General features: G+C 34.1%; 16 protein-coding genes. 5 read left to right on the top strand and 11 right to left on the bottom strand.

The genetic code is table 11. From position 1 onward, the window contains the following. Nucleotides 1–90 precede the first annotated feature (90 nt). Nucleotides 91–864 carry a nucleoside triphosphate pyrophosphohydrolase gene (gene mazG, locus CJ739_RS14265; protein WP_117176484.1) on the bottom strand — a complete coding sequence of 258 codons (774 nt, stop codon included), beginning with the start codon at nucleotides 862–864 and terminating at the stop codon, nucleotides 91–93. A gap of 239 nt (nucleotides 865–1,103) precedes the next feature. Here mazG and CJ739_RS14260 point away from each other — a divergent pair, with 239 nt between their 5' ends. From CJ739_RS14260 to CJ739_RS14250, 3 genes are read left to right on the top strand one after another with little or no spacing between them, the layout of a single operon-like run. Continuing rightward, nucleotides 1,104–3,182 (top strand): hypothetical protein, encoded by a 2,079-nt coding sequence (locus tag CJ739_RS14260; protein ID WP_117176482.1) that lies wholly within the window; start codon nucleotides 1,104–1,106, stop codon nucleotides 3,180–3,182. A 4-nt stretch (nucleotides 3,183–3,186) separates the two neighbouring features. Continuing rightward, complete coding sequence (locus CJ739_RS14255; RefSeq protein ID WP_117176480.1) at nucleotides 3,187–3,633, top strand: hypothetical protein; 447 nt, start codon at nucleotides 3,187–3,189, stop codon at nucleotides 3,631–3,633. A gap of 50 nt (nucleotides 3,634–3,683) precedes the next feature. After that, a complete protein-coding gene (locus CJ739_RS14250; protein ID WP_117176478.1) occupies nucleotides 3,684–4,520 on the top strand; it encodes a hypothetical protein in 837 nt (278 codons plus the stop codon). Between the two features lie 304 nt (nucleotides 4,521–4,824). Here CJ739_RS14250 and CJ739_RS14245 read toward each other — a convergent pair whose 3' ends face one another. The 8 genes from CJ739_RS14245 to CJ739_RS14210 form a co-directional block, all read right to left on the bottom strand. Next, the gene (locus CJ739_RS14245; protein WP_117176476.1) at nucleotides 4,825–7,095 is read right to left on the bottom strand and encodes an aconitate hydratase; all 2,271 of its coding nucleotides are present in this window, start codon (nucleotides 7,093–7,095) and stop codon (nucleotides 4,825–4,827) included. A gap of 174 nt (nucleotides 7,096–7,269) precedes the next feature. Next, nucleotides 7,270–10,047 carry a bifunctional aconitate hydratase 2/2-methylisocitrate dehydratase gene (locus tag CJ739_RS14240; protein WP_117176474.1) on the bottom strand — a complete coding sequence of 926 codons (2,778 nt, stop codon included), beginning with the start codon at nucleotides 10,045–10,047 and terminating at the stop codon, nucleotides 7,270–7,272. A gap of 29 nt (nucleotides 10,048–10,076) precedes the next feature. Further along, on the bottom strand, nucleotides 10,077–10,337 hold the full coding sequence (locus CJ739_RS14235) for a hypothetical protein (RefSeq protein WP_117176472.1): 261 nt from the start codon (nucleotides 10,335–10,337) through the stop codon (nucleotides 10,077–10,079). A gap of 175 nt (nucleotides 10,338–10,512) precedes the next feature. Next, nucleotides 10,513–11,649 (bottom strand): acyltransferase family protein, encoded by a 1,137-nt coding sequence (locus tag CJ739_RS14230; RefSeq protein ID WP_117176470.1) that lies wholly within the window; start codon nucleotides 11,647–11,649, stop codon nucleotides 10,513–10,515. A gap of 24 nt (nucleotides 11,650–11,673) precedes the next feature. Beyond that, nucleotides 11,674–12,627: an AAA family ATPase gene (locus tag CJ739_RS14225; RefSeq protein WP_117176468.1), complete on the bottom strand. Its 954-nt coding sequence runs from the start codon at nucleotides 12,625–12,627 to the stop codon at nucleotides 11,674–11,676. Between the two features lie 4 nt (nucleotides 12,628–12,631). After that, nucleotides 12,632–14,086 carry a peptidylprolyl isomerase gene (locus CJ739_RS14220; RefSeq protein WP_117176466.1) on the bottom strand — a complete coding sequence of 485 codons (1,455 nt, stop codon included), beginning with the start codon at nucleotides 14,084–14,086 and terminating at the stop codon, nucleotides 12,632–12,634. Next, nucleotides 14,049–14,900 carry a peptidyl-prolyl cis-trans isomerase gene (locus CJ739_RS14215; RefSeq protein WP_236951511.1) on the bottom strand — a complete coding sequence of 284 codons (852 nt, stop codon included), beginning with the start codon at nucleotides 14,898–14,900 and terminating at the stop codon, nucleotides 14,049–14,051. Before CJ739_RS14215 ends, CJ739_RS14220 begins: the two co-directional genes overlap by 38 nt. After that, nucleotides 14,901–16,856 (bottom strand): peptidylprolyl isomerase, encoded by a 1,956-nt coding sequence (locus tag CJ739_RS14210; RefSeq protein ID WP_117176464.1) that lies wholly within the window; start codon nucleotides 16,854–16,856, stop codon nucleotides 14,901–14,903. It lies immediately after the preceding gene. Nucleotides 16,857–17,168: 312 nt separating this feature from the next. On the opposite strand from CJ739_RS14210, the gene CJ739_RS14205 reads away from it, so the two are divergent. Together CJ739_RS14205 and CJ739_RS14200 are read left to right on the top strand one after the other, a co-directional pair. Continuing rightward, nucleotides 17,169–17,402, top strand: a complete 234-nt coding sequence (locus CJ739_RS14205) for a hypothetical protein (protein WP_117176462.1) — start codon at nucleotides 17,169–17,171, stop codon at nucleotides 17,400–17,402. Between the two features lie 232 nt (nucleotides 17,403–17,634). Next, complete coding sequence (locus tag CJ739_RS14200) at nucleotides 17,635–18,597, top strand: bile acid:sodium symporter family protein (RefSeq protein WP_117176460.1); 963 nt, start codon at nucleotides 17,635–17,637, stop codon at nucleotides 18,595–18,597. Between the two features lie 140 nt (nucleotides 18,598–18,737). Here CJ739_RS14200 and guaB read toward each other — a convergent pair whose 3' ends face one another. Both guaB and CJ739_RS14190 read right to left on the bottom strand, forming a co-directional pair. Next, entirely contained in the window at nucleotides 18,738–20,210 is a 1,473-nt protein-coding gene (guaB, locus tag CJ739_RS14195) for an IMP dehydrogenase (RefSeq protein WP_117176458.1), read from the bottom strand. Nucleotides 20,211–20,482: 272 nt separating this feature from the next. Continuing rightward, nucleotides 20,483–21,142 (bottom strand): Insecticidal toxin complex protein, encoded by a 660-nt coding sequence (locus tag CJ739_RS14190; protein WP_117176456.1) that lies wholly within the window; start codon nucleotides 21,140–21,142, stop codon nucleotides 20,483–20,485. Between the last annotated feature and the right edge of the window lie 115 nt (nucleotides 21,143–21,257).

Genomic DNA, 21,257 nt, shown 5'->3' with positions numbered 1-21,257 from the left:
AATGGTTAAATATTTATCTAAATAAAATAAATATTTATCAATTAACTAAGCATTTCTGTATGTTTAAGACAAATAAACCTTTTAATACGATTAAAGGGTTTTAGCTTCTTCCCAAAACACATCCATTTCAGCTAAAGTCATATCTTTAAGTGGTTTATTTATAGTTTTTGCTTTTTCTTCGAGGTACTGAAAGCGTTTTGTAAACTTTTTATTGGTCCGCTCCAAGGCATTTTCCGGATTGATGTTTAAAAAACGGGCGTAGTTAACCATTGAAAACAGGACATCGCCAAATTCGCTTTCTATGGCATCTTTATCACCTTTCTCCACTTCATCCTTAAACTCTTGAAGTTCTTCTTCTACTTTTTCCCATACTTGGTTGGGTTCTTCCCAATCGAAACCCACACCGGCTACTTTTTCTTGAATTCTATTCGCTTTTACTAATGCTGGCAAACTATTTGGCACACCTTCCAAAACACTTTTTTTGCCCTCTTTTAGTTTTAAATTTTCCCAGTTTCGCTTTACATCTTCCTCATTTTCAACCTTTACATCGCCATAAATATGCGGGTGTCTGCTAATTAATTTTTCACAAATGCCATTACAAACATCGGCAATATCAAAATCATTGGTTTCGCTTCCTATTTTAGAATAGAAAACAATGTGAAGCAATACATCGCCCAATTCTTTTTTAACTTCCTCTAAATCATTATCTAAAATGGCATCACCAAGCTCATATGTTTCTTCAATAGTTAAATGGCGTAAACTTTCCATGGTTTGCTTTTTATCCCATGGACATTTGCTGCGTAAATCATCCATAATAGTCAATAACCTATCAAAAGCTTTTAGCTGATGTTCTCTTGTATTCATAACGAAGTGTTTTGGTAAAAATACAATTATAAATGATTTTTATTATATGAAAATGAAAATCCCGATGATTTGCTATTAGGATTTTTCTATAGTAATTTAAGTAAAAACAACTTGGTGTTGTCAGAAAAAATATCTAATTTCGTTTATACGATATAAATGAAATAATTATATTACGATAGTTGTAAGCTATTTATGCCATCTATCAAACACTCTTTAATTAAATTTAAACAACGGAGCACATGAAAAACAAATTGAAAAAATTACTCAGGTTCGGATTTACGTTATTCACCATCTGTCTTTTTTTGACCAACTGCGAAAAGGAAAACGTACAAGAAGAACCCATTCAAGTTGAAAACCAAGAACCAACATTCACGCTCAAACACTATTCAAGAAAGAACATTGAAAAAAATACCAAACTCGTTTCAAAGCTAAAAGAATTCAACGACAAGGTCATTGAAAACAAATCGGGCAAATATTCCGGGAAAAACGTTTATAACAAAGAATACGACTTTACCATTTACACCGATTCGGCCACATACATACAAAACGGCAATTACCATTCCTACACATTTCCCATAATTCAGGGAGCTGACGAGAAAATAACCAATGTCATGTTCGAGCTAAACGACCAAAACGAATATGATGCCTTTTTGGTAAGGTATGATTATTCTGCAAATGAGTTAAAATACCAAGATTTTAATTCTTTATCAATGAAAACCTCAATGAAACCCATCGATTTGGATTTCAATTCCCTGTTTGCAAGAACAAAATCTGCTTATGTATGTGTATATTCATATGAATATGTTAGAACCGGGTCCCATTTCACAAATGGGGATAGTAATTTAATTGAATTTGACTATGGTTGGGTACTAACCGCTGGATATTGCGAAACTGTTCTTTATTATGAAGAAGATTATAAAGAATATCATCAAGGTAATACTGCTACCGTAACTATTGGTGGAACAACTTATGGAGGTACTGGTGGCTCAACAACCTCGCCTACGCCATCGCCTTTTGACAGTGAGGAGCTGATGAAGATAAATGTCGTAAAAAGTGAACTAAACTTAAAACCTCTCCTGTACGATAGCTGGATTAACAGCAACGCCCAAACTGTTTTTGAAATTTATAATTTTTTGGTAGCTAATTTGTTCTCGGCAGAAGCTCTAACCGAAGCCAAAATGCGTTGTGATGCTGAACTTGCCAACTACAAGGGTTGGGACTTTTCAATAACAGGTACTTTTCCAAACAGACCGTCACTGAAATATAAAGCTACATATACCCCATATCTTGGTGAAAAAATGTATTTGTTGGATAATGGCCTTGTTTTGTACCAATCGGCAACCAAACGTATCATTAACAAAAAAGACGCTGGTACTCTTGCCGCTACTGAATATCCTACTGACGGCTACAATTACATTTATAGTTATAGTACGAAAAGATGGTATGAATACAGAATGCCACCACCATCACCAACGGCGAAAGCAGACATCGACTTTTTATTAGATGCTTTTTGGACTGGAGTGAAAATAGCTGGAAGATACGCAACACCGCTTGAAGATGCCATTATCCTAATTGACGGTAAGGATTTTGACGGTGGTGAGCAAAGCAGGGCTATAAGTGGCGGTTTTCTTATGCTTGAAATAGTTCCCGGCTCTAAACTATTAAAACCAATAGGTAAAGGCATTGACAAAGTTTGGAAAGTAGTCATTAAAAATGGTGATAAGGTTTTTACAAGAACCGTAAAGGAATTAACCGAAGAAACCCTGCAACATTTTGAACGTTATGCTCCAGGCACAAGAGAATTAATTGATGAAGCTTTAAGAAAGGGTGACTTTCTTGATGATGAAATAATTATCGAGGTTGGACAGGAAATCGCAGATCTATCTGCTAAAAAAGGCAGAAACCTCACTTGGGAGGAAGTTAAAGTCCTATTTAAACGTGGACACGATTTTAATGAAAAAGCGAGAGATGTTTATAAGTATAATGAAGTTACTCTAAAAAATGGTAAACGATTGGATTCCTATATGCCAGGACAAGAAATTATATCAAGAAAAGCCACAACTTTAGTAGATATTAAACCAGCAACTTTTAAAAGTTACTTGCAGGAACTAATTACAAAATATCCTAAAGGAGCTGAAATAAATGCCCCTAAATTTAAAGGTTTCTTTGATAATAAAGTACTAGATGGCGATTACTTTTTGGAAATACCTTTATCAAATAGATCTTTTTTTGAAAATAGTACTATATTTCAGCAAGTGTTAACTCAATTTAATGTTGATAATAATGTGCTTATAAGAATTAAATATTTAACAGAATAAATCTATGGAAACTAAACAAATTTTTGAAAAAATAAACTTTGTAAATCGTTATCAATCAATTTGCGAAAAGCACAATGACTTTGACAACAGAATGAGAGACTCTACAATGCAACTGCAAAAAGGAGTTTTAGATGAGTTTGGTTATAAGTATAAATATATTTCTAATGGTAGTTTCTATCAAATAAAAGACACACATAATAACCTTTCATTTTTTTTACATATAGTCTTGAAAGGAGGAGTAGTTGAACCATTGCTTTACATTGATTTTTTGGAAAAAACTATTGAACCTCAAGGAAGAATTGATTTTTTTCCAGAAGATTTAGGTATTCCTTTTGAAAGACTTAAATATGGTTTACCTAAATATTCATCAAAAGAAGAACTAAATGAAATTCTAAAAGAAATCTTTTCAATTTATGAAGATTTAAAAAAAGAATTTATAAAACAATTATAGTTAGAAAACAGGCAACTCAAAAAAATGAGTTGCCTTAAAACTTAAAAATAATGAAATTTACCTTTTTATTAATAATGTTACTTGCCTTAAAAGGCTTTACGCAACCAAAAAACGAAATTAATTTACCCAATGGTGGCAAAGATATCGAAATAAATAACTTAACAAGCCTATATAGTTTATACATAACAAAAAACCAAGAAGTTTTTAATGATGATAAAAAATTAGAATATTTTCAAGATGTAAATTATACTTTTTTAAATCAATTAAATAAGAATATTTCAATGGGCATACCATTAGTTTTAATTTATGCAGATATTAAAACACCATTCAAATTTGTTTCTAAAATTAAGCAATATATACCAAATCATAGATGGTTATTTTATATGACTGAAAATATTGAAGGCTTAAAAGCTACTGCTTTTAGAAACTATGGTTCAGCTAAAAACTTTGGATTAGAAGAAATTTTAACTATGGAAGAAGAAAATGATTTGTTGGTAGAAGGATTTCCTTTCGCACCACCACTTCCTCCTCCAAGTATGTGGTATAATGATTTTGAAGATATAATATATTCTGGCAAAAAAGAAGATATTAATGAGGTTTTGAAAAAGCATACTCATAATACACTCAAAGTATCATTAAATAAAACGCTTACGCATAAAGGCAAAATAATAGATAGTAATAATCTAAAAAAGATTTTAGAAGAGACTGATGTTGTGTTTTTAAAATTTGACAATGATATCTTGTATGAGGATTATATTCATGTAGTTCAAGAAATTAATAGAATATTAAAACAAATAGAAAAATTAAAAGAAAGTGGAGCTTATGTTATTGAGATTTCTTTTCAACTGGAAGAATTGTATATGGATTTAGGAATAGAATTAAATTGAAAAGATAATTAGAAAACCAAGAAATATGTAAACAGGATGGGCTTGGCTAATTCGGTTCGGATTGTGCCACCGATTTCGGAGTCATTGTGCCACATATTTCGGTTCGATTTGTGCCAATTAGAAATTATAAAGAATCAAACAATGAAAAGTAATAATCCTTTAAAGCGGGTGTCTCATAAATATGGCACTCACTTTTTAATGAAGTGTTTTGGTAAAAACACGATTATATATGTTTTTGCTAAATTTTATAAATCAAAAAATCCAGCAAATTGCTGGATTTTTTATAACTTGTCATAACTATAATCTAAGAGGCATTTTGCTTTTTAATTAAGTTTAAGGCAGAACCTTCATTATACCATGCTATTTGAGCATCATTATAAGTATGGTTTAATTTGATAATATTTATGCTACCATCTGCATGTACTGCTTCAAGGGTTAATTGCTTATCGGGAGCAAATTCCTTTAAATCCAAAAAGTTGAAAATATCATCTTCTTGTATTAAATCATAATCGGCTTCATTAGCAAAGGTTAAACCTAACATCCCTTGTTTTTTTAGGTTTGTTTCGTGAATACGCGCAAACGATTTTACAATAACTGCAGCAACGCCTAAAAACCGTGGTTCCATAGCAGCATGCTCACGAGAAGATCCTTCGCCATAGTTATGGTCACCCACAACAATTGTTTTAATGCCTTTGGCTTTGTATTGACGCTGTACATCTGGTACACCACCATACTCACCAGTTAATTGGTTTTTAACAAAATTTGTTTTTTGGTTGTATGCATTGACCGCACCAATTAAGCAGTTGTTTGAAATATTATCTAAATGCCCACGGAAACGTAACCATGGTCCAGCCATACTAATATGGTCGGTAGTACATTTTCCAAATGCTTTAATTAATAATCTAGCGCCGTATATAGCATTTCCTAATGGTTCGAAAGGCTCTAATAATTGTAAACGCTCTGAAGTTGGAGACACATTCACCTGTACATGGCTTCCATCAACTTCAGGAGCTAAGTAACCATTATCTTGAACCGCAAAGCCTTTTGGTGGTAACTCCCACCCTGTTGGTTCATCAAACATCACTTCCTGTCCATCCTCATTGATTAAGGTATCAGTCATCGGATTGAAATCCAAACGTCCTGCAATGGCAATGGCTGCCGTGATTTCTGGTGAAGCCACAAACGCATGTGTATTTGGGTTACCATCGGCACGTTTAGCAAAGTTTCTATTGAATGAGTGAACAATGCTGTTTTTTGGTGCATTTTTAGGATCGCTATAACGCGCCCATTGCCCAATACATGGTCCGCAAGCATTTGTGAATATTTTAGCGTCCAATCTTTCAAATACTTGAAGAATCCCATCTCTTTCGGCAGTATATCTCACTTGTTCAGAGCCAGGATTGATACCTAATTCTGATTTCATTTTAATACCTTTATCAATAGCCTGTTGTGCAATGGAAGATGCACGCGATAAATCTTCGTATGATGAATTGGTACACGACCCGATTAATCCCCATTCTACGGCGATTGGCCAATCGTTAGCCGTTGCTTTCTCCTTCATATCTTTACCAACAGATGTAGATAAATCTGGTGTGAAAGGGCCATTTAATAACGGGCCCAATTCAGTTAAATTGATTTCTATTACTTGATCGAAATAGTGTTCTGGGTTTGCATAAACTTCAGCATCTGCTGTTAAATATTCTTTTACAGCATTTGCAGCATCAGCCACATCTGCTCTATCGGTAGAACGTAAATAGCGCTCCATGGATTCATCGTAACCAAAAGTAGAAGTCGTTGCTCCAATTTCAGCACCCATATTACAGATAGTGCCTTTACCAGTACATGACATGGCAATGGCACCTGGGCCAAAATACTCAACAATAGCGCCTGTTCCTCCTTTTACGGTTAAAATTTCAGCTACTTTTAAAATAACATCTTTTGGTGCTGTCCAACCAGATAATTTACCTGTTAATTTAACACCAATCAATTTCGGGAATTTAAGTTCCCAAGCCATACCTGCCATAACATCAACCGCATCGGCTCCACCAACACCAATAGCAACCATTCCTAATCCACCTGCATTTACAGTATGCGAATCGGTACCAATCATCATCCCGCCTGGGAATGCATAATTTTCTAAAACTACTTGGTGAATAATACCGGCTCCTGGTTTCCAAAACCCAATACCATATTTATTTGAAACAGATTCTAAGAAATTAAATACTTCACTACTTACACTGTTTGCGTGTTTTAAATCGGCAGCAGCACCTTCTTTAGCTTGAATTAAATGATCGCAATGTACGGTCGTGGGTACAGCAACTTTACTTTTACCTGCTTGCATAAATTGCAATAAAGCCATTTGAGCCGTAGCGTCTTGACATGCTATTCTATCTGGTGCAAAATCCACATAATCTTTTCCTCTCTCGAAAGCCTTTGTAGGGTTTCCATCCCAAAGATGATTGTATAATATTTTTTCAGAAAGGGTTAATGGTCTTCCAACCACTTCTCTAGCAATGTCTACGCGTTCTTTCGTGCGAGAATAAACGTCTTTAATCATTTCAATATCAAAAGCCATAGGATCTATATAATTAATTTAATATTCATTTTTTTTAGTAGTACAATATACAAAATTATAGAGAGGCAATAAAGCATATTAATTATTAAGATTGAAAAGTAAGAGCCTGTTCTTAATAATAAAAAAGCCCAAGTCTAAAACTTGAGCTCTTATATATTAGAATGAATTGGTTGATTAATTAACCAACAACTTATGGGATGGTTTAAACTTTGTTAAATTAATGCCATCTACCGCAGCTTCATACTCCGATAAATTTGGGGTTCTACCCAATATTGTAGAAAGAACTACTACTGGAGTAGAAGATAGTAATGATTCTCCTTTTTTCTCACCGGAGTCTTTAACAACTCTTCCTTGGAATAAACGTGTTGACGTAGCCATCACCGTATCACCTGGCTCTGCTTTTTCCTGGTTCCCCATACATAGGTTACAACCTGGACGCTCTAAATACAACATGTTTTCATATTTAGTACGAGCCAATCCTTTAGGCTCATTGTCATCAAATTCAAAACCGGAGTACTTTTGTAATACTTCCCAATCACCTTCAGCTTTCAATTCATCAACAATATTATATGTTGGAGGTGCTACAACAAGCGGTGCATTAAATTCAACCTTTCCTTGTTGAGATTCAATATTCTTAAGCATTTGAGCAAGAATTTTCATGTCTCCTTTATGAACCATACAAGATCCAATAAATCCTAAATCTACTTTTTTATTTCCTCCATAAAATGAAAGCGGCCTGATAGTGTCATGTGTATAACGCTTGGAAACATCCTCATTATAAACATCAGGATCTGCAATCATTGGTTCTATAATAGCATCCAAATCGACAACTACCTCTGCAAAATACTTAGCATTGGCATCAGGAGTTAAAGCAGGTTTTTCACCAGATTTAATCTCTGCAATTCGTTTATTAGCTTTATCGATTAATCCTTGAAGCACTTGTTTATCGTTATCCATACCCTTCCCTATCATGATTTGGATTCTAGATTTAGCGATTTCTAAAGATTCGATTAAAGTTTCATCTTCCGAAATACAAACAGAAGCTTTCGCTTTCATTTCAGCAGTCCAATCAGTAAATGTAAAGGCTTGATCTGCGGTTAATGTTCCAATATGAACTTCTATAACTCTTCCCTGGAATACATTTTCACCTCCAAACTGTTTTAACATTTGCTGTTGTGTTGCATGAACTACATCACGGAAGTCCATATAACTCTTCATATTCCCTTTAAAAGTCACTTTTACTGACTGTGGGATTGGCATGGTTGCCTCTCCTGTAGCTAAAGCTAAAGCAACCGTTCCAGAATCTGCTCCAAAAGCAACACCTTTTGACATACGCGTGTGCGAGTCGCCACCTATAATGATAGCCCAATCATCAATGGTAATATCATTTAATACTTTATGGATGACATCCGTCATGGAATGATAAACACCTTTAGGATCACGCGCCGTAATTAAACCAAAGTCATTCATAAACTTCATTAGCTTTGGAATGTTGGCTTTGGATTTATTGTCCCAAACTGAAGCTGTATGACATCCTGATTGGTAAGCACCATCAACAATTGGAGAAATAACCTTAGCTGCCATAGATTCTAGCTCCTGAGCGGTCATTAAACCTGTTGTGTCTTGTGAACCAACAATATTTACTTCAACTCGAACATCTGATCCTGCATGCAATATTTTTCCTGGTGTATTACCAACAGCATTTTTATTGAATATTTTTTCGACTGCAGTAAGACCTTGACCTTTAATAGATATTTCTTTTGATGGTGCATACACTTGAGGGATATCAACTCCTAAAGTTTTAGCTGCAAATGTTTGTAATTTTTTACCAAATACGATAGCATAAGATCCTCCGGCTTTGATAAACTCCACTTTTTGTGGGGTTAATGAAGCCGAAATATCCATTAATTCTTGGTCGCCGCTATATAGTTTTTTCTCTTTGGTATTTATCGTTAAAACCGTACCGGTTTCTACAGAATATTTTTGCTCTAATACTGGTTCTCCATCAGCATCCAATATTGTATTTCCATCAGCATCTTTTTGCTTTACCCAGTTTTTTAAATCAATTCCAATACCTCCTGTTACTCCAACGGTCGTTAAGAAAATTGGAGAGATACCGTTTGTACCAGCAATAATTGGAGCTATATTGATAAATGGTACATATGGACTAGCTTGAATGCCTGTCCATAACGCCACATTGTTTACTCCTGACATTCTTGAAGAACCAACTCCCATCGTTCCTTTTTCAGCAATTAACATCACACGTTTGTCTGGATGCTGTTCTTTTAACGCTAAAAGATTCTTTTGCATCTCTTTATTATGTTCGAAGATACACTGACCGTGTAACTCACGATCTGATCTTGAATGCGCATCACCTCCAGGTGAAAGTAAATCTGTAGAAATATCACCAATACCAGCAATGAAAGTAACTATCTTTATTTCTTCTTCAATCTCTGGAAGCTTAGTAAAAAACTCAGCTTGAACGTAACTCTCAAGAATATCTTTCGCAATCGCGCTTCCTTTTTCATAAGCATCTTTTAAACGTGCTGTATCCGCTTCATACAGGTAAACTTGTGTCTTGAGAACTTCCGCAGCTTCTTTAGCTATAGTGGCATTCTCCCCTAAAGCTAAATCCAACAATACTTCAATAGAAGGGCCTCCTTTCATATGCGACAGTAACTCTAAAGCAAAAGCAGGCGTGATTTCTTCCACTACTGATTCACCAAGAATGATCTCTTTTAAAAATTTAGCTTTCACGTCAGCAGCACTCGTGGTACCAGGCACAACATTGTATATGAAAAAGTTAAGAGAATCCACTCTATGCTTATTTTCTAAATCTTTAATTTGCTCTATAATTGCGCTTAACAATTCGGCATCATCAATTGGCTTTGGATTAAGCCCCTGACCTTTTCGTTCTTCGATCTCCTTGATGTAATCTTCATAAATGTTCATAAGAAAAATGTTTTCAATGTTAAATTCAATTAAATCAAATTGATTTTCATGAATTGTGATAATGGCACTTGTGCGGAAGCATGCTGACTTGATTTTTTGTTTAAAGCAAAATCTACCTTATCCAAACCTCTTTCAAAGATTTCTACTAGTATACTATCCCAAAGGAAAGTGTAAACTATTTTTAAAGAAAGTGAAAATGTTGTCAGTTGTTCAACAACTTCTTGTACAGCATGAATAAAATTTCGTCTTCTAGCATAAAACCCTATTAATAAATCAGTGCCAAATGCCATGTCTTCTAGTTAATTTTTTGTTTTTTTAAAAGTTTCGCAAATTACTAAATTAATCTTTAGAAGTAAAAACAAACGCTGCAATACAATTGTTCTATATTGCGATTTATTATAGTCACATTTTAAATTAATCTGATTATATTTTTTTCAATATTTTCAGATTAATAATGATGATTATTTAATCGATTCTTGTTTTAAAAAAATTTTTATCTCTTAGATTCGTTGTTGGCCTTTCAAAATACACGAACAGCAAGTAACTAAGTTGATATGATAATAACCAATACATAAATAGAATTACTATTTTAATGATGAAGGATGCCTGTGATACATCTATAAAATATTGAATGCTTAATAACACAATAGAATAATTTATCAAATAGATGGCATACGACAGAATGCTTATTTTGGTTATTTTCGATTTCAAAATACTCTCATTTTTTAAAGAAGTAGCCAAAGGAAAAAACAAAAGCAAACTTATTGACACTATTGGCAAATAGAAAATGTTATAAAATAAAGATGTGTTTTCCGGACTTATATGATAGACAAAAATAATGGTATGCAAACCTATAAAAATGACAAAAGCCAGATAAAAAAGATGCTTTTTATACCGTTCCCAAATAGGTTTAAAGTACATAAAAAAATAAGCTCCAATAAAACCGTAATAAATACTATCGACTCTATAAATAACTACTTTCCGTAATTGGTGACTCCATTGTTGACCTGAACTTATTACATTGTTTACATGAAAATGATACCTAAACAAGGTAACACATAAAATTATTAGCACGGTTACACATAGATACAGTAAATGTTTTGGAATCCCTTTTGAAATCAAAACTAAAAAATACAATAAACAAGGACCAACGATATAGGCGTATTCTTCAATTGACAAACTCCAGGATTCAGTAAAAAAATTTGGTTGTTCTTCTGAAAAGTTTTGTAAAAAAATAAAGTAATGACTTATACCATTTACTATTTCACCATAAAAAACATATACTAAAAAAATGTTTAGAATAAGAATTAAAAAATAATTGGGTAAAGTTCTAAACCAGCGTCTTATCCAGAAATGGACAAAATCCTTTAATGCTGTTTTTTCAAGAGTGAGCTGCTTTAAAATGATGCCACCTATTAAAAAACCACTTAATACAAAAAATAAATCGACTCCTATGGTTCCAAAAAAGCGAATGATGGTAAGTAGTGTATTTTCCTTATCAGGAAATAGCAATAATGTAGTATGCGAAAGTAAAACTAAAATAATGGCTGCTGCCCTAATTACGTCCAGCCCAAAAATTCTATGTTTATAATTTATATACATAGAGTTTTTTCCATACCTATTATTTTAAAATAGACTCTTAATAATTTGTGTTTCGGTAATACCTTCAGCTTCGGCTTTATAATTTTTAATAATCCTATGTCTTAAAATACTAAGGGCTACGGCTTGAACATTTTCTATATCGGGAGAGAATTTACCTTGTATGGCAGCATGTGTTTTAGCTGCCAATATTAAGTTTTGTGAAGCTCTGGGGCCTGCTCCCCAATCGATATAATTTTTAACTAGCTCACTAGCAGTGTCGCCATTTGGTCTAGTTTTACCAACCATAGTTACTGCGTATTCAACAACATTATCTGCTACTGGTATACGTCTTATTAAATGCTGAAAGTCTGTTATTTCTTTTGCTGAAAAAAGGGCATTCACTTTTGCTTGATTGTCTGAAGTGGTTGCTTTTACAACCTCAACTTCTTCTTTAAAAGAAGGGTAATCCAAATTAATAGCAAACATAAAACGGTCTAATTGTGCTTCTGGTAATGGATACGTGCCTTCTTGCTCAATAGGATTTTGGGTGGCCAATACAAAATAGGGTAACTCCAATTTATAATGATGTCCAGCTACCGTTACTGCACGTTCTTGCATGGCTTCCAATAAAGCTGCTTGTGTTTTTGGAGGTGTTCTGTTAATCTCATCTGCCAAAATAATATTAGAAAAGATGGGGCCTTTTATAAATTTAAAATGGCGGTCTTCGTCTAAAATTTCACTGCCCAGAATATCACTCGGCATTAAATCGGGTGTGAATTGAATGCGCTTAAACTCCAGCCCTAAGGCTTGTGCAATGGTGTTTACCATCAAGGTTTTTGCTAAACCGGGCACACCAATAAGTAATGAATGTCCGCCAGAAAAAATAGAAATTAATATTTGATTTACAACCTCATCTTGACCAACAATAACTTTGGCAATTTCTGTTTTTAAATCTTTATATCGTTTTACAAATTGTTCGATAGCAGCTACATCAGACATATTATTACTTTTTTAACCAGTTGCTGGAAAATTTACAATTTCTATATTCTCCACTAATTTTTATATAAGTATCTAAAATCTTTTCTTCCTGCCATTTTGCAATTGCTTTTATCTTTTTTTCATCTAAAGCCAGTTGCTTAATTTTTAAATAATCGCGTGCATAATCTGCTTCGTGCTCGTCTATTCTATCAGTGACCATTAAAATTTTAAACTTGATTTTACCGGTTCGGTCTTCTTCTTTTAATACCAAACTAACTTCACCGTCTTTTAAGTTTTGGATTTGTGAATATAACTCCGGTTCCATTCTGGTTAACTCAAAATTATAATCTTGGGTGGTTGGGTTTATCAATTGCCCGCCATCGCCACGTGTTTCTTTTTCATCACTGGCTTCCCTTGCAGCATCGGCAAACGATATTTTACCCTCGACAATACGCTGTCTTACGTTTTCTAAACGCTCTTTTGCTTCTTTTACAGCTTCGGCAGATACTTTTGGTGATAATAAGATGTGGGCTACATCGTATTCTTGTCCTCTAATTTTTTCACATTGAATGATATGATATCCAAAATCGGTTTCAAAAGGTTCAGATATTTCACCTTCTTGAAGTGAAAACGCTACTTGCCTAAACTCTTTAACCATTCGTGGTTGTTTTCTGTTCAAGGTATATTTTCCACCTTTACTTGCCGACCCAGGGTCTTCGGAATACAGTATGGCTTTAGAACGGAAACTAGCTCCGTTTTCAATAATATCAGCTTTAAACTCCTTTAACCTATTAATAACGCGTTGTTTTTCTTCTTCTGATATTTTAGGTTCTGCAACTATTTGGGCTACTTTTAATTCGGTTCCAAATGTTGGACGTTCGTCTTTAGGGATTTTTTCGAAAAATGCGCGTACTTCTTCAGGCGTTATTTCAATTTCCTCAACAATTTTGGCCTGCATTTTAGCTGCTAATTGATTGCTTTTATTAATTTCGAACATCTCGTCTCTAAACGCTTTTTCATCGTCCTTTTTATAAAACTCTAAAAGCTTTTCCATAGAGCCATTCGTTTGTGCCAAGAATTGTTCGATTTGGTAATCTACATTCTTTCTTATTTCGGAGTCAGAAACTTGAATACTATCTTGTATCGCTTGATGTGCATACAATTTGTCTTCTAATAATTTCCCAAATAATTCACATGGTTTTATATCGGTCGTGTTAACACCTTGCGCTTGTAATTGCAAATAGGCTTTATCTACATCTGAATCTAAAATAATATAATCACCCACAACGGCTGCAACGCCATCAACTTTTTTAGCATTTTGGGTACTCGTTGAATCTACTTTTTTAGGTGTTTCCTGTACTTTCTCGTCGTTTATTACTTCTTGTGCAGATATATTATTTACTATGAGTAGGGTTATGAATAAAAAAACGAGTTGTTTCAAATTATTTGTAAATTTCAAATTGTTTATTTTTAATAGCATCTTTAGTAATGTCTTTTTCTAATTCTCTAATAAGTTCCAGCTTTCTTTTATTAACAACAATCTGATCTATAGTTGGCCTTACGTACTCTAAAGGCGCCGTATCATTTCGCAGCAAAACGTTGTTAATTTGCATCAAATATACTCCTAATGAATCTTTGAGTTGTACAAAATTAGATTTTTTTAACAGTTGATCTTTATTTTCAAGGGTAATAGCAGGAATTTTGCTAATTACTTGGTTGACCTTAATCCAGATGGTATCGTTCAACGAGTACGATTTAAACTGTATGGAAATAGCTTCTAAGTCTTTTTTGTCTTTGGAATTGAAGCGTTTAAATTTTTCTACAATTGCGTTGTAGTTGTTGATGTTCTCGTCCAAATGAATGTACCTAAACTTAAGTAATTCTTCATTTAACTTAAATATATCTTTATTTTCATTGTAATAAGCTTCGGCTTCTTGCTTAGTAACCACCGTATTCATATCCCTTTTTACTAAGGCCTCAATATATGCTTTGGTGTATAAATCGGTTTTATACTGTTCTACCAGCTTATTAAATTCTGCTTGTTTAGATTCGCTTAAATTAACTTTGGCTCCATCTACAAACAACTGCTGAGTAGCCCAACGCTTAATAAAGTTTTGAACCAACAGCATACTATCTTCTTTGGAAGTGCCTTCAGAAACTAAATCTTTAATATCATCATAATACAAATAGGTATCGTTAACCCTTGCAACAGCAACCCTGTCGTCTGTTTTCTTAAAAAAGTCGCACGAGGTTACTAATATTAAGAGAAAAAATATGATGATTTTATCTTGCACCTATTGGTTTTTTATTTGGGACTTTACATTTTTTAAAGCCTCTTGGTTTATTACTATTTTATATTTTTCTGCGAGTTCTTTTAGCCATTTCTCTTCTTTATAGGCTTGATAATCGCTTATCACCAAACCTTTAGCTTCTTCTAATGTTTTTTGGGTTTCCGGCAGCACCTCTTTTACTTGAACCAAAACAAAAGCATTATTATGATTGTATATTTTAGATATTCCTTCTTTAAACTCAAAACCTTTTGGTAATGCTTGATGGTTGACATCCATGGTATCTACTGTAAAGATAACGTCTATTTTATCATTACTATTTACAAGTGCTTTAATTTGTTGTAATGCCATCCCCTTTTTTAACAGTTTTCCTACTTTTTTTAACGTTTTTTGATCTTTTGAAGAAGCTACGACGGCATCTACACGTTTTGGTGTTAGGTATTTATTTTTATTTGAGTTGTAGTAATCCTGAATTTCTAAAGAATCGGTTTTAGCCGTATTCCAAATGGTGGTTTCCATTAAATCGAACAATAACAATCCATCTCTATATTCGGCGACCACATGGGCGTATTCTTCGTTTTCGTTTTCAAGATTATCTTCTTGATATGTTACTAAATTCGTATTTAAAAACGCGTTATAATGTTTTGAAGCCAAGGTTTTAAAATCGGTCTTTGCAGCAGTATTACGTTGCACCGAAACTAAATAATCGCCAAAATCTTTATATGTTAATTGCTTGTTTCCTATTTTAACCAGTGGTTTATCGGCAGTAAAATCTTTAGGAAGTTGCCAAGTACTTTTAAAATAATCGGTATTTAAAATAGATGTAAAATACGTTAACGCAGGTTGTTCCTCTGGAATATTGTATTTTGTTTTAAGCTTAGTATATAAAGCTTCATCTATTAATTTAGAACGCTCATCACGTTTTACTTTTTGCTCCAATTCCGATTTCATATCTTCAAAAGACGCAATTGGCTTTTTGCCATACAATTTTACAATATGCCACCCGTATTGCGTTTTAAAAGGCTCGGACACCTCGCCTATTTCATTTAAACCAAAAGCAGCACCTTCAAACTCGTTGGAGTTTATTTGTCCGCTAGAAAATGGCGCCAACATACCACCGTTTGGTGCTGAATTTGTATCATCTGAAAATTGTTTTGCCAAAGCTTCAAAATCTTCACCTTGTTTTAGCTTTTTATAAATATCCTGGATTCTATTTTCTGGCTTTTCAGCTAAGGAATCGCCCGGTTTTTCTACAACCATAATGTGTGCCACCGTACGTTCGCCTCTAGATTTTCTTTTGTCTTGTACATATACAATATGATACCCAAACCGAGTTCTAAACGGTTGTGATATATCGCCAACTTTGGTATTGAACGCAGCATTTTCAAACGGATAAACCATTCTAAAACCTGAAAAATAGCCTAAATCTTCTCCATAAACCGTTTGTCCATTATGCACTTCTTGTCTTACTTTATCAAACCCTTCTTTTAAAGCTCTATTACGCAAGTTTAAAATCGAATTATAAGCTGTCAACGTATCGTTAGGGTTCGCGTCTTCTGGAATCTTTATTAAAATATGTGATGCTTTTACATCATTAGAAATACGCTCGTATGCTTCTTCCACCAAAGCATCGGTTACTTTGGCATCTGTAATAAAACTTTTTGCTAATTGCTTCTTGTAACTGTCCAACTCGCGTATGTATGTTGGCTTCTCTTGAAGTTCTAAAGCTTTTGCTTCTTTTAACTTGAGTTTGTAGTTGGTAAAAAGCGACAGATACTCATCTACATCTTTTTGGGATTCATCTTGAACTAAATCTAAATTTTTATTATAAACCCTTAAAAATTCTGAAACATAAACGGGTTCATCATCAATACTAAACAATATGTCTTTATTAGCAGATTGACCGTTAACATTTGTAATAAATACTGAAAAAATTAAAATAAATAAATACTTAAAGTTCATTTGAATAAAATTTATTATGATAGCACAAAAATAGCAATATAAAGCTATAATGCAAGTTGCTTTTAAAAACGATTAAAAACATAAAAAAATTTCATTTTTAAGCAGTGAACTCGTATAAACTTTTCATAATTGGCTAAAAAAATTGCCCATTTGCACTCGCTTTTAGTCTTTTCTTCCTTCCGTAGCCTTGCTATACAACTCAAAAAAGCCTTCAACCGAGTACTAAATGACTAATTTTCGCTTCAATCAAAAAAGTTTATACGAGTTCAGTATATTTTTTTACCTTTCAATATTGTTTTTTATTATAATACTATGCGGAAATTAAAGCTAATATGGGATTTTCATGGTCCAGATGCCATTAAAATTGCACAACATCATGAAATTCATTTAAAAGAATACATCCAACTAGAAAAATTGGACATCACAATTACAGGCTTTGAAACTATAAGCAATGTGCATGCCCTCGCATATTTGGTTGTAGATGAAGCAAACATGAAACCCATTCGAGATGCTTTAAAACCACATAGAGGACAGGTTTATGGCTAAAAATAAACCATGGACTTGAAGTCCATAGTTTTGTTTGCAGACTAATCTGCAAGGTTAGTTTGCGAAATTAATCGGTGAAATTTTACCGCAAATTCGCAAATTTTTATCATTTTAGGTAATCTGCGAATTTGCGGCAAAATTTTCAGAACCTAAAAGAGCAAGTCAATATGTGTAGCTTTGTAGTCTTGAAAATTTAGTTACCTAAACTTGTCATTAAAAACATCAAGAGCTTTTGAAAATAAAACTAGACGGATTTGTCCTGGCTATAATAGCCATTGTTATTACGGCTTATTTTTTTCCCAACTGGGGCAGTAAAAATAGCCCAGTTCCCTTAAGCCTTATTGGAAGTATTGGGGTATCATTAATTTTCTTTTTTTATGGGTTAAAGATAAGCCCGGAAAAGATAAGAATAGGTTTAAAAAACTGGAGATTGCATCTCTTGGTGCAATCATCAAGCTTTATTTTATTTCCAATACTTGTTATGGGATTTTATCCGCTTATATCTAACGAAAGCAACCATACAATTTGGTTGGCGTTTATGTTTTTGGCAGCGCTTCCTTCAACAGTGTCATCATCTGTAGTTATGGTGTCCATTGCAAAGGGAAATATTCCGGCTGCTATATTTAACGCTAGTATTTCTGGACTTATTGGAATTATTATTACTCCTCTATGGATGGGACTATTTTTACAAGAAACCACCACTGATTTCAACTTAGGAAGCATTTACTTAAAACTACTTACCGAAATTTTATTACCAGTAATTATTGGGATGTATTTACAACGCTATTTAGGCGATTTTGTTAGGAAACATCTACGATATCTCACCTTATTTGATAAGGCTATCATCTTACTTATCATTTACAAAAGTTTTGCTGAATCGTTCACAGAACATGTTTTTAACTCAGTTAACTTTTCCGATTTACTACTCATTTTAACTGCTGTTATTGGGTTATTTGTGGTCGTCTTTTTGATTATTAAACAGATTGCAAAATATTTAGGTTTTACTTTAGAGGATCGCATCACAGCACAATTTTGCGGCACCAAAAAATCATTAGTACATGGTACCGTTTTTTCTAAAATACTATTTCAAAATACGGCATCTGCAGGTATTATATTGCTTCCACTTATGTTGTATCACTTTATACAGATATTCATAATCAGTATCATCGCAGCAAGGTTCGAAAGGCAAATTTAACCTTCTAAAAGTTAGTCGAATTTAGCTTTTAGTTTGGTTTAATTGGTACATATGCAACAATTTCAAAGCGGAACTATCCCAAAAAAAAAGGCTTTAATATGTCTACTAAAGCCCTTTTAATTTTATCAATAAACCTAAACCTATCTGGAATAATTAGGCGATTCTTTGGTAATGGTTACATCATGCGGGTGACTTTCATTAATACCACTCGCCGTAATTTTTACAAACTGACCTGTTTCTTTTAAAGTCGCAATATCTTTAGCTCCGCAATAGCCCATACCTGCACGCAAACCACCAATAAACTGATGGATGCTTTCATATAAATCACCTTTATAAGGCACACGACCTACAATACCTTCTGGTACTAATTTTTTAATATCGTCTTCAACGTCTTGAAAATAACGGTCTTTACTCCCTTCTTTCATCGCTTCCACAGACCCCATCCCACGATATGATTTAAACTTTCTGCCTTCATAAATAATAGTCTCACCTGGCGATTCTTTAGTTCCTGCTAATAGCGACCCTAACATCACCGTGTCTGCACCTGCTGCAATGGCTTTAGGGATATCACCTGTGTAACGAATTCCACCATCGGCAATTACCGGAACGCCTGTGCCTTTTATAGCTGCAGCGACTTCTAAAACTGCTGAAAACTGAGGAAAACCAACACCTGCAACCACACGTGTTGTACAAATAGATCCCGGACCAATACCAACTTTCACGGCATCGGCTCCTGCTTCTACTAAATATTTCGCTGCTGCTCCCGTAGCAATGTTACCAACAATTACATCTAAATTCGGAAACTTCGCTTTAATGCCTTTTAGTACACCAACCACACCTTTGGTATGCCCGTGAGCGGTATCAATTACCACCGCATCGACGCCTGCATTTACCAAAGCTTCGGCTCTATCAATCGCATCGCCCGTAACGCCAATAGCTGCAGCAACACGTAAACGTCCATACTGGTCTTTATTAGCCATAGGCTTTTGACTCAATTTTGTGATATCCCTAAACGTAATTAAACCCGATAGTTTGTAATGGTCGTCAACAATAAGCAGTTTTTCGATTTTATGTTGTTGAAGTATTTTTTCGGCATCTTTTAAAGAGGTTCCAACGGCAGCAGTTACTAAGTTTTCACTAGTCATGACCTCAACTATGGGGCGTTTTTTATCGTGCTCAAAACGTAAATCTCGGTTGGTTACAATCCCTTTTAGCGTTCCATCTTCATCTACAATAGGAATACCACCAATACCGTATTCAGCCATCGCTTTTTTTGCATCGTTCACTATGGCCGTAAGTGGCAACGTTACTGGGTCTATAATCATACCGCTTTCGGCACGTTTTACTTTTCTAACTTTTAAAGCTTGTGCTTCAATAGTCATATTTTTGTGCAATACACCAATACCGCCTTCTTGCGCCATGGCTATAGCCATTTTGCTTTCGGTAACGGTATCCATAGCTGCCGAAATAATAGGCACATTTATGGTAATGTTGCGTGTAAACTTTGTTTGAATATTAACTTCGCGTGGAAGTACTTCTGAATATGCTGGAACTAGTAGAACGTCATCATAGGTTAACCCTTCTCCTAGAATTTTATTTTGATGTGCAGTCATGGTGCAATTATGATTATAATTGCGTGCAAATATACACATTTTTTTCTGTTTGAATTGCGTAAAACCAAAAGAATAAGTGAACTTATCTTGACTTTCTCTATTTCCTAAAAAATGGCTAAAATTTATCCATATTTCTTTACTATTTTTATGCGTAGCGATGCTATGCCTTGCAAGAAGCGCCTCATCTGTACAAATTTTATCTCATTCCTGCCTGCCGGCAGGCAGGTTCGGTTAAAAACAAAAAGTCAAGATGAGTTCATAACAACAACAAATTATCGGTTGGTATTTTCAAAATACCCCCTGAGTGTGTTTAAAGCGTACTCATACCGCATGTCTTTGTTGGTTAAATCACCTGTAAATCGAATCGCTTTTGGGATAAATATTCCATACAAACACTTGCCTTTTAAAATATTTCCCATCTTTTTTAGACTATGGGAATCAATGTTATTAATAATAGCATTAACCCAAACATACTGCTCTTTGTACAAAATAGCTTTATCCCATTGTAAACCAGTTTCTCCATTTAGAATAGCTGTTGATTTAAATAGGGTATTTATTTCAGGGAATGAATTTTCAAAAACCGACTCGCTGCAACTATTGGCATAGGTCATCATCTTTTTATTCACAAAAATAACATTAGGAAACGTTTCCATGGTGTATAATTTGCTGGAAATAAAATGCACCATTTTAAACCAAACAACTTGGTGCCCCTGTTTTTCAACTTCAGCATTTGCCCATTTGTAAAAATCTTTACGCTCTGCAATGGTGGTGTACTCTTGGGGTAGATTGTTTTCTAGATTAAAAGCATTGGCAAGTCTCCAAACAGCTGTGTTGTTTATTCTATCGGATTTTAACCAATCGGAAGGCAACAGGTTTTCCGTATGGGTGATTTTATGGTAGATTCTTAAACTTTTCCATTCCTTTGCATTCATAGACAGACTTGAAATAAGTAGAAATAAAAAATAATACATTCTAAAACTCATCATTGCATAAAACTACAAGAAAATACTATTCAAATTTATCTCATTTCGTTTAATTTTTTCCAAC

This window comes from Mariniflexile sp. TRM1-10 (genome assembly GCF_003425985.1).
Classification (GTDB): domain Bacteria; phylum Bacteroidota; class Bacteroidia; order Flavobacteriales; family Flavobacteriaceae; genus Mariniflexile.
The sequence above is the reverse complement of the archived record's forward strand: the minus strand, read 5'-3'. Positions and strand labels throughout refer to the sequence as shown.

Coding starts and splice junctions, on each gene's coding strand:
- mazG (WP_117176484.1), bottom strand. CDS start 864: ATGAATACAAGAGAACATCAGCTAAAAGCTTTTGATAGGTTATTGACT.
- CJ739_RS14260 (WP_117176482.1), top strand. CDS start 1,104: ATGAAAAACAAATTGAAAAAATTACTCAGGTTCGGATTTACGTTATTC.
- CJ739_RS14255 (WP_117176480.1), top strand. CDS start 3,187: ATGGAAACTAAACAAATTTTTGAAAAAATAAACTTTGTAAATCGTTAT.
- CJ739_RS14250 (WP_117176478.1), top strand. CDS start 3,684: ATGAAATTTACCTTTTTATTAATAATGTTACTTGCCTTAAAAGGCTTT.
- CJ739_RS14245 (WP_117176476.1), bottom strand. CDS start 7,095: ATGGCTTTTGATATTGAAATGATTAAAGACGTTTATTCTCGCACGAAA.
- CJ739_RS14240 (WP_117176474.1), bottom strand. CDS start 10,047: ATGAACATTTATGAAGATTACATCAAGGAGATCGAAGAACGAAAAGGT.
- CJ739_RS14235 (WP_117176472.1), bottom strand. CDS start 10,337: ATGGCATTTGGCACTGATTTATTAATAGGGTTTTATGCTAGAAGACGA.
- CJ739_RS14230 (WP_117176470.1), bottom strand. CDS start 11,649: ATGTATATAAATTATAAACATAGAATTTTTGGGCTGGACGTAATTAGG.
- CJ739_RS14225 (WP_117176468.1), bottom strand. CDS start 12,627: ATGTCTGATGTAGCTGCTATCGAACAATTTGTAAAACGATATAAAGAT.
- CJ739_RS14220 (WP_117176466.1), bottom strand. CDS start 14,086: ATGCTATTAAAAATAAACAATTTGAAATTTACAAATAATTTGAAACAA.
- CJ739_RS14210 (WP_117176464.1), bottom strand. CDS start 16,856: ATGAACTTTAAGTATTTATTTATTTTAATTTTTTCAGTATTTATTACA.
- CJ739_RS14205 (WP_117176462.1), top strand. CDS start 17,169: ATGCGGAAATTAAAGCTAATATGGGATTTTCATGGTCCAGATGCCATT.
- guaB (WP_117176458.1), bottom strand. CDS start 20,210: ATGACTGCACATCAAAATAAAATTCTAGGAGAAGGGTTAACCTATGAT.
- CJ739_RS14190 (WP_117176456.1), bottom strand. CDS start 21,142: ATGAATGCAAAGGAATGGAAAAGTTTAAGAATCTACCATAAAATCACC.